This is a genomic window from Faecalimonas sp. (assembly GCA_029264305.1).
Classification (GTDB): domain Bacteria; phylum Bacillota; class Clostridia; order Lachnospirales; family Lachnospiraceae; genus Faecalimonas.
Window position 1 is genome coordinate 12,775 of the sequence record JARICA010000004.1, and the last position, 19,273, is coordinate 32,047.

Annotated in this window: 15 protein-coding genes and 1 riboswitch; all 15 genes read right to left on the reverse strand. The window is 34.4% G+C overall.

The genetic code is table 11. From position 1 onward, the window contains the following. Window positions 1-44: 44 nt before the first annotated feature. Window positions 45-1,832: an aminopeptidase P family protein gene (locus ACY2U7_RS00500; protein ID WP_461812013.1), complete on the reverse strand. Its 1,788-nt coding sequence runs from the start codon at window positions 1,830-1,832 to the stop codon at window positions 45-47. A 111-nt stretch (window positions 1,833-1,943) separates the two neighbouring features. Then, window positions 1,944-3,509, reverse strand: coding sequence for a Na+/H+ antiporter NhaC family protein (locus ACY2U7_RS00505; RefSeq protein WP_461812025.1), 1,566 nt, complete (start codon window positions 3,507-3,509; stop codon window positions 1,944-1,946). 185 nt (window positions 3,510-3,694) lie between these two features. Further along, window positions 3,695-3,865: riboswitch (Lysine riboswitch) on the reverse strand. Between the two features lie 140 nt (window positions 3,866-4,005). After that, entirely contained in the window at window positions 4,006-7,545 is a 3,540-nt protein-coding gene (gene nifJ, locus ACY2U7_RS00510; protein WP_461812012.1) for a pyruvate:ferredoxin (flavodoxin) oxidoreductase, read from the reverse strand. Window positions 7,546-7,673: 128 nt separating this feature from the next. Continuing rightward, window positions 7,674-8,591 carry a prolipoprotein diacylglyceryl transferase gene (gene lgt / locus ACY2U7_RS00515; RefSeq protein WP_461812011.1) on the reverse strand — a complete coding sequence of 306 codons (918 nt, stop codon included), beginning with the start codon at window positions 8,589-8,591 and terminating at the stop codon, window positions 7,674-7,676. Window positions 8,592-8,612: 21 nt separating this feature from the next. After that, window positions 8,613-9,710 carry a redox-regulated ATPase YchF gene (ychF, locus tag ACY2U7_RS00520; RefSeq protein WP_461812010.1) on the reverse strand — a complete coding sequence of 366 codons (1,098 nt, stop codon included), beginning with the start codon at window positions 9,708-9,710 and terminating at the stop codon, window positions 8,613-8,615. Window positions 9,711-9,740: 30 nt separating this feature from the next. After that, window positions 9,741-10,400, reverse strand: coding sequence for a thiamine diphosphokinase (locus ACY2U7_RS00525; RefSeq protein WP_461812009.1), 660 nt, complete (start codon window positions 10,398-10,400; stop codon window positions 9,741-9,743). Beyond that, entirely contained in the window at window positions 10,393-11,055 is a 663-nt protein-coding gene (gene rpe / locus ACY2U7_RS00530; protein WP_461812008.1) for a ribulose-phosphate 3-epimerase, read from the reverse strand. The genes ACY2U7_RS00525 and rpe overlap by 8 nt, the downstream gene beginning before the upstream one ends. A 2-nt stretch (window positions 11,056-11,057) precedes the next feature. Next, window positions 11,058-11,936, reverse strand: a complete 879-nt coding sequence (gene rsgA, locus ACY2U7_RS00535; protein ID WP_461815652.1) for a ribosome small subunit-dependent GTPase A — start codon at window positions 11,934-11,936, stop codon at window positions 11,058-11,060. Between the two features lie 15 nt (window positions 11,937-11,951). Continuing rightward, on the reverse strand, window positions 11,952-13,991 hold the full coding sequence (gene pknB, locus ACY2U7_RS00540) for a Stk1 family PASTA domain-containing Ser/Thr kinase (protein ID WP_461812023.1): 2,040 nt from the start codon (window positions 13,989-13,991) through the stop codon (window positions 11,952-11,954). Then, window positions 13,988-14,728 carry a Stp1/IreP family PP2C-type Ser/Thr phosphatase gene (locus ACY2U7_RS00545; RefSeq protein ID WP_461812007.1) on the reverse strand — a complete coding sequence of 247 codons (741 nt, stop codon included), beginning with the start codon at window positions 14,726-14,728 and terminating at the stop codon, window positions 13,988-13,990. Before ACY2U7_RS00545 ends, pknB begins: the two co-directional genes overlap by 4 nt. Before the next feature lie 10 nt (window positions 14,729-14,738). After that, the gene (rlmN, locus tag ACY2U7_RS00550) at window positions 14,739-15,782 is read right to left on the reverse strand and encodes a dual-specificity RNA methyltransferase RlmN (RefSeq protein WP_461812006.1); all 1,044 of its coding nucleotides are present in this window, start codon (window positions 15,780-15,782) and stop codon (window positions 14,739-14,741) included. A gap of 1 nt (window position 15,783) precedes the next feature. Further along, window positions 15,784-17,133: a 16S rRNA (cytosine(967)-C(5))-methyltransferase RsmB gene (gene rsmB / locus ACY2U7_RS00555; RefSeq protein ID WP_461812005.1), complete on the reverse strand. Its 1,350-nt coding sequence runs from the start codon at window positions 17,131-17,133 to the stop codon at window positions 15,784-15,786. Next, a complete protein-coding gene (locus ACY2U7_RS00560; protein WP_461812004.1) occupies window positions 17,126-17,833 on the reverse strand; it encodes a zinc metallopeptidase in 708 nt (235 codons plus the stop codon). Before ACY2U7_RS00560 ends, rsmB begins: the two co-directional genes overlap by 8 nt. A gap of 23 nt (window positions 17,834-17,856) precedes the next feature. Then, complete coding sequence (gene fmt / locus ACY2U7_RS00565; protein ID WP_461815648.1) at window positions 17,857-18,786, reverse strand: methionyl-tRNA formyltransferase; 930 nt, start codon at window positions 18,784-18,786, stop codon at window positions 17,857-17,859. Between the two features lies 1 nt (window position 18,787). Then, complete coding sequence (gene def, locus ACY2U7_RS00570) at window positions 18,788-19,261, reverse strand: peptide deformylase (protein ID WP_461812002.1); 474 nt, start codon at window positions 19,259-19,261, stop codon at window positions 18,788-18,790. Window positions 19,262-19,273: the final 12 nt, after the last annotated feature.

The window sequence follows — 19,273 nt, forward strand, 5'->3', positions numbered from 1 at the left end:
AAAAAAGTGGAAATCCAACTAGAATTTCCACTTTTTCTTCTTTATTAAATTTCTCTTGTATATTTTTTCAACCACTCTGTTTCTTCTTCATTTAAGAATGGAGAAATTTTTTCAAATACTTGTTTATGATAATCATTTAGCATTTTCTTATCTTCTTCTGACATGATTTCTGGATTAATCGCATCTAAATCAATTGGTACAAATGTTATCGTCTCAAAATACATGAACTGACCATATTCATTTGCTTCTCCTTTACGGACAATCAATTCATTTTCTGTACGAATTCCATGAGAACCCGCAATATAAATTCCTGGTTCATCTGTAACAACCATTCCTTCTTCAAATGGTGTTGTTTCACTTGGTCTATATTGCCATCTAATTCCAGAAGGACCTTCATGAATATTTAATAAATATCCTACACCATGTCCTGTTCCATGGTTAAAATTCAAATTCATATCCCAGAAAGGTTTTCTTGCAAGAATATCTAAGTTTACTCCCATTGCTCCATACATAAATTTTGCATTTGCAAGATTTAACATACTTTTTGCAACTGTTGTAAAATGCACTTTTTCAATATCACTCACTTCACCTAACGCAAATGTTCTTGTAATATCAGTAGAACCTTCATAATAATTTCCGCCTGTATCTGTTAAGAATAAAGCTCCTTCTTTTAATTCCACATCTGTTTCTGGTGTAGAAGTGTAATGTACAATAGCAGCGTGTTCTCCATAACCACAGATTGGCTCAAAACTTGGCCATAAAAATCCTTCCTGTTCCGCACGGAATTGTTCCAATTTCTCAGATGCACTCATCTCAGTAATTGTCATTTTACCAACATTTTCCTTTACCCATTTCATAAATTTTGTCATTGCCACGCCATCTTTAATATGAGCATTTCTTATATTGGAAAGTTCCACGTCATTTTTCATTGCCTTCATTAATACGGTTGGATTCTGTTTTTCTACTGTATGAACATTTTCCCCAATATTGTAATAAAGAGCATAATTTAATCTATCTGGATCAATAAGCAATGTATCTTCAGAACCATATGCTTTCATTGCTTCATAAACATCATTATATGGATGAAGAACAACATTTACTTTATCAAAGTTTGCTCTAATTTCATCATTTAACTTTGTTTCGTCTACATATAAATCAACTTGATCCATTGTAATGATAAGGTAACTTAATAATAATGGAGAATAAGCAACATCATTTCCTCTAACATTCAATGTCCACGCAACATCATCTAAGGAAGTAATAACATGAACATTCGCTCCTACTTCTTCCATCACTTTTCTAATACGTGCTAATTTAGATTCAGTACTTTCTCCAACAAGTTTTTCGTCTAATGCAAATGCTTTTTCTGTAGACAATGCTGGACGATCTTCCCATACTTCATCAACTAAATCATAAACATAATTGATGCTTCCGCCTTTTGTTGATGCTGCTTTTGCGTATTCCTTTCCTTCATCAACCGCAACAAGACGCCCATCAAAACCTAATGTACCATTTTCTTCTAATTTATTTGCTATAAATTCAAGAACTGTAGGAACACCTGGATTCCCCATACGATAAAGTTCTACGCCCGAACCTTCTAACTGTTGTTCTGCCTGAAGAAAATATCTTCCATCTGTCCAAAGACCTGCTTCTGTTCTAGTAATTACTGCTGTACCTGCAGAACCTGTAAATCCAGTGATAAATTCTCTCGCCTTGAAATGTTCTCCAACATATTCACTCTGGTGATTATCCGCTGATGGAACAATATACATATCAATATTTTTTTCTTCCATCAACGAGCGTAATTTTGCGATTCTTTCTGTAACTTTCATGTCACACCCTCCTTATTTTAAGGACAGTTTTAACTATCCTTGCCATTTTGACTATAGATACATAATACCACATTTTTTTCCTTATCTGCAATATATTTTAGTTTATCAACACTACTCACTTTTGATGCTTTTTTTAATTACAAACAATACTGTTAACATTAGCACAATACCAAATGGTAAGGAAATCCATGCTGATTGCGTAAATCCAGCAACAATGTATGTTATAAAAGTAACTACAGCTGCAGTTATTGCATATGGCAACTGTGTAGAAACATGATTAACATGATTACTTTGTGAACCTGCTGATGCCATAATCGTAGTATCTGAAATAGGTGAACAATGATCTCCACAAACAGCACCGGCCATACATGCTGAAATAGCAATGATCATAAGCGTTGGTTTGTTTGCAAACGCTTCCACAACAATTGGAATCAAAATACCAAATGTTCCCCATGAAGTACCTGTGGCAAAAGCTAATAAGCAACCAATTAAGAAAATAATAGCAGGTAAGAAATTCATTAAACTTCCTGTTGAATTTTTCACCAAACCTTCTACATATGTAGCTGCACCTAAGCTATCTGTCATAGCTTTTAAAGTCCATGCAAATGTTAAAATCATAATTGCTGGAACCATTGCTTTGAAACCTTCTGGAATGCATGACATACAATCTGAAAAACTTAATACTCTTCGAATTGCATATAAAGCAATTGTAATAACCAAACCAAAGAAACTTCCTAGAACAAGACCTACCGAAGCATTACTATTTGAAAATGCTGTAACGAAATCTGTTCCTTCAAAAAATCCACCTGTATAAATCATACCAATTACACAGCACACAATAAGGGATAAAATAGGAATTACTAAATCAATTACTTTTCCATTGTGATTCACTACCTCTGTTGATGCATTTTCATATGGTCGGTCAGGAGTTGTATAAATATCCCCTTTTTTTGCGTTATCTTCATGAATCTTCATTGGACCATAATCTACTTTCATCGTCACAATCGCAATCATCATAACAATCGTAAGTAAAGCATAGAAGTTGTACGGAATTGCTTTAATGAAAATAGAAAAACCATCTTCTCCCTTTACAAAACCAGTAACAGCTGCAGCCCATGAAGAAATTGGTGCAATAATACAAATCGGCGCTGCTGTTGAATCAATTAAATACGCTAACTTTGCGCGAGATACATTATGTTTGTCTGTCACGGGACGCATAACACTACCTACTGTTAAGCAATTAAAATAGTCATCAATAAAAATCAATACCCCTAGAACAATTGTAGCTAATTGAACCCCAACTCTTGTTTTAATATGTTCTCCTGCCCAACGCCCAAACGCAGCCGAACCTCCGGCTCTATTCATTAGAGACACCATCGCTCCTAAAATCACAAGAAAAACTAGAATTCCAACGTTATTCTTATCCGAAAGTACACTAATCATTCCACCTTGAAAAATATGTGTAACTGTTCCCTCAAAAGAAAAACCTGAATAAAATAATGCACCTACTAAAATCCCAACAAAAAGCGAACTATACACCTCTTTTGTAATTAATGCTAAAGCTATCGCTACAACTGGTGGCACCAATGCCCAAAAGGTTGCATATAACTCTGGTTTCGGAGGCTCCTCCGCTGCAAATACTGTCATTGAACACACAAGTACACATAACAAAGTCATACTTATAATTGCTGGTACTCTTTTTCTTAATCTTTCTCTCATCATAAACCCTCTCTTCATTCTTTTTCTTTTGAATGACTGAAACAAACCGATCACTTCTTAGAATGAAAAAAACCATAGACTTCTTAAAGGAACGTCTATGGTTATGTATACAATGAGATTATACAACAATTATATATATTCTAATCTATGATAGCGCTCCACAATTCTGTGACAGTACGTTGTATCTTATACAACGTCCCAGAATAAATCCTTGGACAAAGAATTTATCCTTCGGCATCTTTCCCTTTCTTGTTTAGAAGTCTGTCCTACTATAACTAAACCGTACTCTTTAAAAATGCACCTCTATCTTTCAGTTATTCAATTGTTTTATATTCTAACATACTTTCTGTGAATTGTAAAATGTTTTTTATTTTTTCACAAATTTCATGAAAAGAAGCTGCCGCCTCACAATTTATTAAATCGTGAAACGACAGCCCCTTTTCATTAATTGTTTTTATTCTTCATTTCCATAAAGAGTAATTAATTTATTCAAGTAAGCATATCTTTCTTTTGCTGCTTTTTCTGATTGAGCAAATAATTCCTCTGCTCTTTCTGGATTCATTCTTGCTAAAGCATTATAACGAACTTCACCATCTAAGAATTCTCTATAGCTTTCAGTTGGTGCTTTACTATCAAGAGTAAATTTATTTCCTTCTGCTGCTGGGTTAAAGCGGAAGTTATGCCAATATCCTGATTTTACTGCTAATTCTTCTTCTGTTTGTGCCTTGTTCATACCTTTCTTAATACCATGGTTAATACAAGGTGCATACGCAATAATTAATGATGGTCCTGGATATGCTTCTGCTTCTGCAATTGCTTTTACTGTCTGATTAAAGTCAGCACCCATTGCAATCTGTGCTACATATACATAACCATAACTCATAGCAATACTTGCCATATCTTTCTTCTTCACTTCTTTACCTGCTGCAGCAAACTGAGCAATAGCACCTGTAGGTGTAGATTTAGAAGATTGTCCACCTGTATTAGAATAAACTTCTGTATCAAATACCATGATGTTAATATCTTGACCAGATGCTAATACATGGTCAACACCGCCAAATCCGATATCATAAGCCCAACCGTCTCCACCAAAGATCCATTGTGATTTTTTCGCTAAGAAATCTTTATTATTTAGGATATCTTTTCTTAACTCACATCCACAATCGCAGTTTTCTAAAGCAACAATTAAATTATCAGTTGCTGTTCCGTTTGTTGCACCACAATTAAATGTTTCTAACCATTCTTTACCAGCTGCAACAACTGCTTCATTATCTCCACTTTCAACTAATTTTTCTACTTTTGCTTTCAATCCATTTCTCAATGCTTTTTGTGCTAACAACATACCATAACCAAACTCAGCATTATCTTCAAATAAAGAGTTAGACCATGCAGGACCTTGTCCCTTTTCATTTACTGTATATGGTGTAGATGGTGAAGAGTTACCCCAAATTGAAGAACAACCTGTTGCATTTGCAATATACATTCTATCACCAAATAATTGTGTAACTAATTTTGCATATGGAGTTTCTCCACAACCAGCACATGCTCCTGAGAACTCAAGTAATGGTTGTTTGAATTGACTTCCTTTTACTGTCGTTTCTTTGAATTTAGCAACCACTTCTGGTTTTACAGGAATTTCTCTTCCATAATCAAAGAAGTCTTGTTTTCCTGCATTTTCTTCCATATTTTCCATTACAAGTGCTTTTGCACCCTTCTTACCTGGACATACATTTGCACATGAACCACAACCTGTACAGTCATATGCTGATACAGTCATTGTGAATTTTAACCCTGGCATACCAATCATATCGATTGTTTCAAGTCCTTCTGGTGCATTTGCTGCTTCTTCTTCTGTTAATGCTACTGGACGGATAACCGCATGAGGACATACATATGCACAACGATTACATTGGATACAGTTTTCTGATTTCCATACTGGAATATCTACTGCAATACCACGTTTTTCATAAGCTGCTGTACCTGATGGTGTAGATCCATCAACATATTCTGTAAATGCAGATACTGGAAGTGTATTTCCTTCTTGCGCATTTACTTTTGCCTGAATATTTTTAACAAAATCTACAACTTCTGCCTTTCCACCTTTTACTTCTGGTGTGAATAAACCTTCGTCTTCTGCATTTTTCCAAGATTCTGGAACTTTGATTTCTACTACCTGTTTTGCTCCTGCATCAATAGCGTCATAGTTCATCTGTACAATCTTGTCACCTTTTTTACCATAAGAAGCTTTTGCAGCTGCTTTCATTAATTCAATCGCATGGTCTTCTGGAATAATATTAGCAAGTTTAAAGAATGCTGACTGAAGAACTGTATTAATACGTCCACCAAGTCCGATTTCTTTTCCGATCTTAATACCATCAATTACATAAAGCTTAATATTATGATTTGCAATAAACGCTTTCACCTGTCCTGGTAAATGTTTTTCCAAACCTTCCATATCCCATGGACAGTTCAATAAGAATGTTCCACCGTCTACCAATTCCTGAACCATATTATATTTATTAACATAAGATGGGTTATGACAGGCAACAAAATTAGCTTGTTTAATCAAATATGTTGATTTGATTGGGCTCTTACCAAAACGAAGGTGTGACATTGTTACACCACCTGATTTTTTAGAATCATAATCAAAATATGCTTGCGCATACATATCTGTATTGTCACCAATAATCTTAATAGAGTTTTTATTGGCTCCAACTGTACCATCTGCACCAAGTCCCCAGAATTTACAGTTAATTGTTCCTTCAGGAGTTGTAACTAATGGTGCACCAACTTCTAATGATAAGTTTGTTACATCATCAACAATACCAATTGTAAATTTCTGTTTTTCATTATTGTTATATACCGCAACAATCTGAGCCGGAGTTGTGTCTTTAGATCCTAATCCATAACGTCCTGTGAATACTGGTACTGCATCAAATTTTGTTCCTTTTAATGCAGCTACAACATCTAGATATAATGGTTCTCCGAGTGCTCCAGGTTCTTTTGTTCTATCAAGAACTGTAATTTGTTTTACAGAATCTGGAATTGCTTTTACTAATGCTTCAGCACTAAATGGTCTGTAAAGGCGAACTTTAACAACACCGACTTTACGTCCTGCTGCCATTAAATAATCAATTGTTTCATCAATAGTATCGCATACAGAACCCATAGCTACAATAATATGTTCTGCATCTTCTGCACCATAGTAATTGAATAACTTATAATTTGTTCCAATCTTTTCATTCACTTTATCCATATATTCCTGTACGATTGCAGGCATTGCATCATAATATGGATTACAAGCTTCTCTAGCTTGGAAGAAAATATCTGGGTTCTGAGCTGAACCTCTTTGACATGGGTGATTTGGATTTAAAGCATGTTTTCTAAATGCATCAATCGCATCCATATCTGCCATATCTTTTAAATCTTCATAATCCCATGTTTCAATTTTTTGAATTTCATGAGAAGTTCTAAATCCATCAAAGAAATTGATAAATGGAATCTTTCCTTTGATTGCTGCTAAATGTGCAACTGGTGTTAAGTCCATAACTTCCTGCACACTTGATTCACAAAGCATTGCACAACCTGTCTGACGACAAGCATAAACATCTGAATGATCGCCAAAAATAGATAACGCATGACTTGCTAATGCACGAGCTGATACGTTAAATACACCTGGTAATTGTTCACCTGCAATTTTGTATAAATTAGGAATCATAAGCAATAATCCCTGAGATGCTGTGTATGTTGTTGTCAAAGCACCTGCTGCTAAAGAACCGTGTACAGTACCTGCAGCTCCTGCTTCTGATTGCATTTCTGTAACTTGAACTGTTTGTCCAAAAATATTTGTTCTACCTTGAGTAGCCCATTCATCTGTAGCTTCCGCCATAACGGATGAAGGTGTAATTGGGTAAATAGCAGCAACGTCAGTAAAAGCATACGAAGCGTGTGCTGCTGCATGATTACCATCCATGGTTTTCATTTTTCTTCCCATTGATTTGTCCTCCTTCAAATTTTTATATTGAATTTTTACATATATGCATATTATAATCCTATGAAAAATAAAAGTCTAGTGATTATTTGTTCCTTTTAGGAAACAATAACACAATCACTAGACTTTTTTTATTTCGAAAATCTTAATTTTGTTTTTTTCTTTTTCGCTTTCATTCGAGAAATCCCTCTCCCCTGTCCATCTCCCGATTTATAAGTAATAGCAAGAAGACCCATTGCAATTACAACAGATAAAACTGCTACAACTTGGGAAACAGGCAAATCAAAAACAAGTGTTTTTAATTTATCTACTCTTCCACTTTCTATAAAAAATCTTCCTGCACCATAACTAATAACATAAAGAAGAAAAATTTCTCCTTTATATACCTCAAATCTCTGATAAATTAGAAGTCCAATTAAAATAATCAAACAAAGTATAATTTCGTATAAAAATGATGGACTAACTCGAATCATATTCACTCCATCTATCTTTTCTACATTCTGACGCATTTTTTCAGTTACATCCATGGCTCTAACCGAATCAATCGGTAACTGCATAGAAAAAATTCCATCTGTATATTCTCCGAAGGCTTCTCGATTAAAAAAGTTCCCCAACTTTCCTAAAATTTGCCCAATAAGCAATGCTGGTACAATCGTATCCAAAACTTTCCAAACAATAAGCCCCTGTCTTTTGCAGTAAATAAAAATTGTTATCACTCCTGCAATTAACGCTCCATAAAACGCAAATCCCCCAGAACGAAAATCAAAAATCTTTATCCAATGTCCTTTAAATTGTTCTAAACCAAAAAGAACATAATATACTCTTGCTCCAATCACACCAAAAATGATAACGAATATAGAAAGTGTTAAATATTCTTCTGCTTCTTGTCCACTTCGATGGGCCAGCCACATTGTAAAGAAAATCCCAAATAAAATTGCAATTCCAAGTAAAATTCCAAAATATGTGACTTCGAACCCAAATAAATTTATCTTTTCCCCGATATTTTCCCAACAAATGTTTAAATTAGGGAAACTAATCATCTTATTCATACTCTTATCCCCACTTATTTTCTATACATTGAATCTAAATAATATAATATCTCCGTCTTTTACAACATATTCTTTTCCCTCTAGACGAACAAGTCCTTTTTCTTTTGCTGCCGTATACGTACCACATTCCATTAAGTCATCGTAACTTACAATTTCTGCACGAATAAATCCTCTTTCAAAGTCTGTATGAATTTTACCGGCAGCCTGTGGAGCCTTTGTTCCTTTTTTAATTGTCCACGCACGAACTTCAGGTTCTCCAGCTGTCAAATAGCTGATTAAACCTAGTAGACTATAACTTGCACGAATCAATTTTTCTAATCCAGATTCTTCTAATCCTAAATCTTCCAAGAACATTTTCTTTTCATCATCATCTAATTCCGCAATTTCTTGTTCTATCTGTGCACACACAACAAATACTTCACAATTTTCTTTCTTCGCATATTCTCGAACTGCGCAAACACCCTCATTATCTGCTGCATCATTTGCCAAATCATCTTCCGCTACATTTGCAGCAAAAATAACTGGTTTATATGTGAGAAGATTGTAACTTTCAAGCCATTCTAATTCCTCATCGTCTTCCACTTCGAAACTGCGAGCCATATTACCTTCTTCTAAATATGCTTTTAACCTTTCTAATAAAGCCAATTCTTTTGCAACTGTCTTGTCATTTCTTGCCACTTTTACTGCTTTTGCAATTCTTCTTTCCAAAATTTCAATATCTGAAAAGATTAATTCTAAATTAATCGTTTCAATATCACGAAGAGGTGCGATGCTACCATCTACATGGACAATATTGCTATCTTCAAAACAACGTACAACATGAACGATTGCATCTACTTCACGAATATTGGCCAAAAATTGATTCCCAAGTCCTTCACCTTTTGATGCGCCTTTTACAAGACCTGCAATATCAACAAATTCAATAGCAGCTGGAACAATTTTTTTTGTTTGGTACATTTCTCCCAAAACATCTAATCGTTTATCTGGTACAGTTACCACTCCAACATTTGGATCAATTGTACAAAATGGATAGTTTGCTGATTCTGCTCCTGCTTTTGTTAGAGAATTAAACAATGTACTTTTCCCTACGTTTGGTAATCCCACAATTCCTAATTTCATTTTACTTTATCCTCGCCTTCATTTTATTTTCTAGTTTTCTTCTTTTGCTTCTATTAAAATAACAATTCCCTCTGAAAGTGTTATCTGCACTTTTTCTTCTCGTGCTTGATTGCTAACGCACAAACTGTCATATGGACATAATCTATGATTGTGTAAAGGATATTTTGCTCCCACAATAGAGAATTTCTCTATACATCTATCTAGTGGAAATACTGAAAAATACTTTCCGTACATTTTTGATTTTTCTAATATAGCTTCTTTTTCTATAAGATAAATTCTATTATTTTCATCAATCATTTCTGCATGTATCCCCTCTTTATGAGGAATAGTCAACACTTGAATATTAGCCAGAACATGATCTATACGATTTCCAGTTGCACCTAGCAAAATAATTTCCTTACTATCTAATTCCATCGCCTGACGAACAGCAATTTCTGTATCTGAAAAATCTTTTTCCGGATTAAATTTCCTTATGAAAACATCTGTATTTTCTTGATAAAATCGTACAATATCTTCCGAAAGACTGTCAAAATCCCCTACAATATAATCTGGTTTTATATGGTTGCGATACAAAAATTCCACGCCTCTATCTACTCCAATAAGAACATCATATTCCAATTCTTTCAATTTTGTAGTTGCAAATTCTTCTTGAATCATTCCACCACTTACAATCATCGTTCGTTTATTCATATTTATTCAAAATCTCCATAAACTCTCTTGTATTTTCTTGTACGTTTCCTTTGAAAACAGCTGACCCAGCAACAATAATATTTGCGCCTGCTTTTAGTACATTTTCAATATTTGATGTATAAATTCCACCATCAACCTGAATATCTGTTTCCAAGCCATATCTGTTAAGCATTTCTCTTGTCATACGAATTTTTGTCAAAGATTCTTCGATGAATTTTTGCCCACCAAATCCAGGATGTACTGACATAATCAAAATCATATCAACTTCATTTACATATTCTTCCAATGCAGATACCGGTGTGTCTGGACAAATAGAAATTCCTACTTTCATTCCACACTCTCTAATCTTTTTAATCGTTTTATGCACATCTTCACAAGCTTCTAAATGAATAGTAATTAAATCTGCGCCAGCTTTTTGAAATGCTTCTACATAACGAATTGGCTCATTTATCATCAAATGTGCATCAATCACTTGATTCGTACAACTTTTGATTGATTGCAACACAGGCATTCCAAAGGAAATACTCGGTACAAATAATCCATCCATAACATCAAAATGGAGATATTCTGCCCCATTTTTTTCTGTTACTTGAATTTCTTCTCCCAACTTTTTAAAATCCGCCGCTAATATGGACGGTGCCAATATATATTTCATGATTAGTATCTCCTTTTCTCCTGTAATTCTTTATACATTTCCACATAATTTTCATATCTAACTTTATGGATTTTTCCTTCCTCTACAGCTTGTTTCACCATGCAGTTCGGCTCATGAATATGATCGCATCCATTAAACTTACACGTACCTTCATACTGTTCAAATTCTGGAAAGTAATATTTTAATTCTTCTTTTTCAAACGCATTTACATAAAGGGAGCTAAATCCAGGCGTATCCATAATATAAGACGTGTCATCAATTGGAATTAATTCTGAATGACGTGTAGTATGTTTTCCTCTTTCAATTTTTTCACTAATGCTTCCCGTCTCCATTTGAATTTCTGATTGAAGCAAATTAATAAGAGATGATTTTCCAACTCCTGAAGGACCAGCAACTGCAGTCATCTTCCCTTTTAGCACTTCTTTCACAAGTTTTATATTTTCTTCTTCTTTGGCACTTGTAAAAATAACTCTATAACCACAAGACTCATAAATTTTTTCTAATTCTTGAATTTCTTTTTGTTCAGCAATATCTTTTTTATTAAAACATAATACAATTGGAATCTTTTTACTTTCCATCATAACAAGAAATCTATCTAATAAATTAAAATGTGGTTTTGGTTTTGTAACAGCAAATACAACAAGCGCTTGATCAATATTTGCTACCGCTGGACGAATCAGTTCATTCTCTCTTGGCAATATTTTTACTATATTTCCAAGCTTTTCTTCTTCATTTAGTACATTTATCTCCACATTATCTCCTACAAGTGGTTTGATTTTCTCTCTACGAAATGTTCCTTTTGCTTTACATTCATAAACGCCAAATTCTACTACGTGAACGTAGTAGAATCCGGCAATTCCTTTTATAATTTTTCCCTGCATCATTTTTTCCTACTCTTAATCAGTTGACTCTGATCCTGTACCATTATCTGTCGCAGGTCCTCTACTAATGTAAACTGTGACAGTTGTCCCCTGTACAACATTTTTACCTGACCCCGGATCACAGGAAATAACTGTATCTTTTGGTAAGTCACTATTTTGATATACTTCTCTATATCCTAACTGCTGTGATTCTAGACTGTTTTTCGCATATGTCTTTGATTTTCCAATAATATCCGGAACTGTAACTTCTGTTTGTTTTTTCCCTTTACTTACACGAATTACAATTGTACTTCCTTTTGTCACCCGTGAACCAGCACGTTTACTCTGATAAAATACTTTTCCTTTTTCTGTATTATCACTGTAATCCTCTTCCACAGAAACTTCAACACCTTTTGCTTTCAATGCAGCGACCGCACTTGATTGTGTCATCCCGATAACATTTGGAATTTCTGGTTTATCTTCGCCCAAACTAACAATCAAATTAATTTCTTCATCCAATGCAACTTCCGAATTAGCTGAAGGTTCTGTTCTAATCACTTCATCTTGCTGATATTCAGCACTTGTTTCAAATTTTGAAGTATCTACTCTTACATTTGTAAATCCAGCTTCGTTCAATATTCTCAATGCTTCTCTTTGATCTTTCCCTGATACATCAGGAATAGCTTTTGTTTGTTCTTTTTTCCCAGAACTAATCACAACTTTAATTACTGATTTTTTCTTTACTTCTTTATTGGCTCCTGGCGTCTGTTTAATAATTTGGCCTTTTTCATATGTTGTCGATTCCTCTTCAGATTCCACCACTAATTTCATTTCGTATTTCTTATTTTTTAACACTTCAATTGCTTCGTCTTCTGTCATTCCTCTTAAATCTGGAACTTTTACTTTTGCATTTTTATCTGCATCATCTTCCAAATGAATAGATGGCCCAAATTTCAAAAGCCCTGTAGCTTTTCCTATAATAAACACAACAATAAATGCAATAATAACAACCGCCACAATTGTTAATATCTTCATCATTTTTGCCATTTTCGGATTTACATCATCATTCTTTTTACGACCTTTTTTGTCATAATCATCATCGTCTTCAAAGTCATCATAGTCATCAAAATCTTCATCCTCTGAAAATTCATCTTCATCATATGAAATGTCTCTTTTTGCTTTGCGAACATCATCAGCATTGAACATAACCGTCTCATCCATTACTCGCATAGGTCCAATAACAACAAAATCTCCATCTGGATCTACAAGAGAATGTTTTAAATCTTCTTTCAAAGAAGCGATATTCTGATATCTTCTATCCGCACTTTTTTGCGTACATTTTAAAATAATCTGTTCTAAACTAAATGGAATATCTTCCACATACTCTGAAGGTGGTGTGATTTCTTCCTGTAAATGTTTAATTGCGATAGAAACAGCCGTATCCCCATCAAAAGGTAGGTGACCTGTCACCATTTCGTACATAGTTATACCAAGAGAGTAAATATCGCTCTTAAAATCACTAAAACCACCTCTTGCTTGTTCTGGAGAAGTGTAATGTACAGATCCCAATGCATTTGTGCTAATTGTGTTTGATGATGTTGCCTTTGCAATACCAAAATCTGTCACTTTTACTTTTCCCTCTTTGGAAATCATGATATTTTGCGGTTTAATATCTCTATGCACAATATTATGTAAATGTGCTGCTTCAATTCCATTTGCAACCTGAATAGCAATACTGATTACTTCCTTTGGAGATAAAACACCTTTCTTTGTAATATAATCTTTTAGCGTAATACCTTCTACAAGTTCCATAACCATATAGTATAATCCGCTTTCTTCTCCAACATCATATACATTAACAATATTTGGATGCATAAGTCCTGCGGCTGCTTGTGCTTCTGATTGAAATTTTCTTACAAAAAGTTCATCCTCTCTGTATTCCTTTTTCAAAATTTTAATAGCTACAAATCGGTTTAATTTATGGTCTTTTCCTTTGTATACATCCGCCATTCCACCTGAGCCAACTTTGCTCAGCACTTCATAACGATCCCCTATAAAAATTCCATCTTTCATTATACATTCACCTCACATGCAAATGGTTCAACAAGCACAATTCCAATATTGTCCTTTCCGCCGTTCTCATTTGCTTTTTCTACTAATTTCATTGCAGTTTCAACAATGTCTCTTCCACTTTTAACAATCCTGAAAATCTCATCGTCATCCACCATATTAGTCAAACCATCTGTGCACATTAAAATGACATCGCCTTTCTGCAAATGATATTCAAAAAAGTCTGCTTCCACATCTTCCTTGGCCCCAATAGCTCTTGTGATAATATTCTTATCTGGGTGATGCTTTGCTTCTTCTTCATTTAATCCCCCTAAACGAACCATTTCTTCTACTAGAGAATGATCCTTTGACAATTGTTTAATTTCATCTCTGATTAAATACAATCTACTATCTCCGACATTGGCAAAATACAGTGTATGTTCAATAATTGTTGCAACTACTAAAGTTGTCCCCATTCCTTCCATTTCGGTATTTTCTCGAGCTTTTTCTACAATCTTATGATTAGCTTCTTGAACGGCCTCAGTGATAATTACCTCTGGACCCATCCCCGCATTGTTTCTGATATGTTCTTCTAAAACTTGCACTGCATATTTTGACGCAAAATCTCCAGCCTTATGCCCCCCCATACCATCTGCTACAACAAACAGATTTGGAATATGACCAATAGGCTTATCTGTTACATATACATAATCTTGATTTACCTCTCGTTTTCTGCCTATGTCCGTTAATGAAAATATCTTCATAAACTTCTCCTTATATTTTACTTTCCTCCGAGTAGCGTCTTCGAAGTTGTCCACAAGCCCCATCAATATCTGAGCCCATTTCTCTTCTTATAGTAACATTTATTCCACTTTTTTCAAGTTTATTTTTGAATTTTTCCGCATTCTGCCGTGTAGGTTTCTCAAAATTTCTCTCCTTAATTGGATTAACTGGAATTAGATTCAAATGACAATTTCGTGGTTTTAAAATAGAAATCAGTTCCTTTGCATCTTCTTCCCGATCATTAACCCCTTGCACAAGGCTATACTCAAATGTAATCCTTCTACCAGTTTTATCAAAATAATAATCGCACGCTTCAAGTACTTCTTTTAAATCATATTTATTTGCCACTGGCATTAATTCTCTTCTCTTTTCTTGTGTTGAACCATGAAGTGAAAGTGCTAGTGTGATTTGAAATTTTTCTTCAGCAAGTCGCTTCATATTTGGAACAATTCCACACGTAGACACGGTAATATTTCTTTGGCTAATATGTAATCCACATTCATTACTAACCAACTTAATAAATTGCACAAAATTTTCATAATTATCCAAAGGTTCACCTGTTCCCATAATAACAATATTAGAAACTCGTTCACCTGAAATTTTCTGTATTTGATAAATTTGTCCCAACATTTCCGACGGAGTTAAATTCCTAGCTAATCCGTCCAAGGTAGATGCACAAAATCTACATCCCATACGACATCCCACTTGTGACGATATACAGACAGAATTACCATGTTTATAACGCATCAACACACTTTCTACTACATGATTATCTCTCAAAGCAAAAAGAAATTTATTAGTTCCATCCATTTTAGAAATTTGTCTTTCCACCATCTTTACGGAATAAATTTCATAATCTCGCTCCAATTTTTCTCGCAATGCTTTCGATACATTTGTCATTTCATCAAAAGAATCTACCAATTTTTCATGCAACCAACTATAGATCTGTTTACTTCGAAAAGCTTTTTCACCTATACTTTCCATCTCTTTTTTTAACTCTTCTGGTGTGTAAGAGCGAATATCTTTCTTTTCCATACTAATCCTTTCTGAATTTCGCTATAAAAAATCCGTCACTGTTATGTATTCCTGGAAGAAATTGAATACACCCTTCTTTTACAGATGATTTTAATTGTTCACAAAGAGTATCTTTCACAGAAACCAAATTATATTGTTTGTATTGTTGCAAAAACCATCGTACATTTTCCATATTTTCTTCTTCATTAATCGTACAAGTACTATATATAAGAGTTCCTCCAGATTTCACATAATTTTGCACAACTGACAAAATCTCCCTCTGTAATTTTTGCAATTCATTTTGTGTTTCCTTAGTCATTTTGTATTTAATATCTGTCTTTTTCCCTAAGACTCCAAGTCCAGAACATGGTAAATCTGCTAAAACAATGTCTGCTTTTTCCTTTGACTTTTCATCATAAATCAGTGCATCTTGTTGCACAGCATAAATATTTTCCATCGCGGAACGTTTAATATTATCCTCTAATAATTCAACTTTTTTCTCAGTCAAATCTCTAGCCTCTACGCAACCTGTTCCACATAATTTATCAGCCATATGTAATGCTTTACCACCAGGAGCAGAACAAACATCAATAACATAATTATTTTCTTTTGGATCTGCAATCTCTGCAACAAGCATAGAACTAATATCTTGTACTTGAAAATACCCTTCTCTAAAACTTTCTAAATCTCCAAGATAATTATATCCTGAAATTTCTAACGCATATGGAAGATAAGGATGTTCTTTTACTTGCACATTTTCTTCAATAAGTTTTTTCATTAAATTTTCTTTGGAGATCTTATGTAAATTGCAACGAATAGTTGTCCCTTTCTCTAAAAGAAAACCTTGTAACATTTTTTCTATCGTCGGTAAATCATAAGATTTTTCCCATTCTTTTAATATCCAAATCGGCATCGAATATTTTATCGACATATATTCTATCATATTCTCTTTATCTGGATATTGAATATTACTTACATTTCTGTCAATATTACGTAACACTCCGTTCACAAATCCTTTTAATTGAAAAAATCCTTTCTTCTCAGCTAGCTTCACCGCTTCATTACAAACAGCAGAATTAGGAACATTATCCATATATTTTATCTGATAAACAGACTCCCTAATAATTGTGCGAATTACCGGCTTCATTTTATTTACTTTTACTTTTGAAAATTGATTAATGATATAATCTATTTCTATCAAATGTTCTAATGTCCCTTCGACAACTCTTGTAATAAATGCACGCTCTTTTTTATCTAAATATTGGTATTTTTCTAACGTATTTCTAAGAACAATATGGCTATATCCGCCTTCTTTTGTAATCTCAAGCAAAATTCCTAAAATGATTTCTCTTTCATTAATCTGTTTAGTCATCCCTTCTTCTTCCTCCTGCAATTAAAAGAATACGAACTAACTGCAAAATAGATGCTGCTGCACTAGCTACATAAGTCAACGCTGCCGCACGCAATACTTTTTTCGTATCAGACACTTCATTTTGATATAACATACCACTACTTCCTAAAATTCTTATGGCACGTCTAGATGCATTAAACTCTACTGGAAGCGTGACGAGTTGAAACAACACAGAAAGTGAAAAGGCTACAATTCCTAAATGAATAAACAAATCTGATGAACGGCCTGTAATAAAAAATCCTAATAAAATCAAGGGCCACGCAATTGTCGCTCCAAAATTTGCCACAGGTACCAATGCTCCTCTAAACTGCAGTGGTGCATATCCTGTTGCATGCTGAATAGCGTGTCCACACTCATGCGCCGCAACACCTACTGCTGCAACGGAGGCCGACTGATATGTGCTATCCGATAAACGAAGTACTTTATTTCTCGGATCATAATGATCTGTCAAGTGACCAGACACTCTTTCAATTCTCACATCGTATATATTTGCATTGTGCAAAATTCTCTCCGCTGCTTCTCTTCCTGTCATGCCAGAATGATTTGATATTGACTGGTATTTTGCAAATGTAGTTTTTACACGTGCCGATGCAATAAGAGTGATCACCATTCCTATGACAACCAACATGTATGTCGGATCAAAATACATTGGATAATACATGATTACTACCTCTACTTTCTAGACTATCCTAACTTTGTCTGTTCTTTTATAGCATATCCTCTTAAAAATGCCGCTGCATCCATTCTTTTCTTCCCTGGAATTTGCAACTGTGTTATTTTAAGAAGATTTTTTCCAGTTTGCACAAAAAATCCATCTTTTTCCACTTTCACGATGGTTCCTGCTTCACAGTTTTCTTCCCCTTCAAAAACTTCCGCTTCCCAAATTTTCATAATTTTGTCTTCCCAAACAGTATATGCACTTGGCCATGGATTTAATCCTCGAATTAATCTTTCAATTTTTTCTGCATCACTATTCCAATCAATATTTCCCAATTGTTTATCTAACATTCTAGCATATGCTGTAGTTGTTTCTCCTTGTTTTTCTCCTATAAGTGTTTTCTCTTCTAATGCTTTCAATGTTTCCACACAAAGTTTCGCTCCAGCTTCTGCTAATTTATCATGAAGACTCCCACCTGTTTCTTTTGATGAAATTGGAATTTCTGTTTTTAAAAGCATATCTCCTGTATCTAATCCCTCATCCATCTGCATTGTTGTTACTCCTGTAATATCTTCCCCATCAATAATAGACCATTGAATCGGCGCTGCTCCACGATACTTTGGAAGAAGTGATGCATGTACATTAATGCACCCATATGGTGTCATTTCTAAAATTTCTTTTGGTATAATCTGTCCAAAAGCAACAACAACCATAACATCTGCTTGATATTTTCTCAATTCTTCCACACTCTCAGAATCACGAATTTTCTTTGGCTGAAATACAGGTATTCCATGCTGTAATGCCACCTCCTTAACTGGGGTGAATTGCATTTCCTTTCCTCTTCCTTTTGGTTTATCTGGTTGTGTAACCACTAACACAACTTCATGTCCAGCACGAATAAGTTCTTCCAAAGTTCCAACAGAAAAATCTGGTGTTCCCATAAAAATTATTTTCATCTTATTCTTCCTCCCCATAGAAAACATCATGAAGTTCTCCTTCTACTTTGTCCACATATAACTGTCCTTCTAAATGATCTATTTCATGACAAAATGCTCGCGCTAAAAGTCCTTCTCCTTCAATTTCAAAAGGTTGCATTTCTTCATCATATGCTCTTACTTTCGCATAAAACGGTCTTGTTACCTCTCCGGCTTTCCCCGGTACACTTAGGCATCCTTCATCACCAGTCTGTTCTCCACTTGTTTCAATAATTTCCGGATTAATAAGTAAAATTGGGCCTTCACCCACATCAATTGTAACAATTCTCTTTAAAATTCCCACCTGTGGAGCTGCAAGTCCAACTCCCATTTCTTCGTACATTGTATCAAACATATCATCAATAAGTTCCAATGTTCTAGGTGTAATTGTTTTTACTTCTTTACATTTCTTTGTTAAAACTTCATCACCAATTTTTCTAATTTCTCTAATAGCCATTATTTGCTCCCT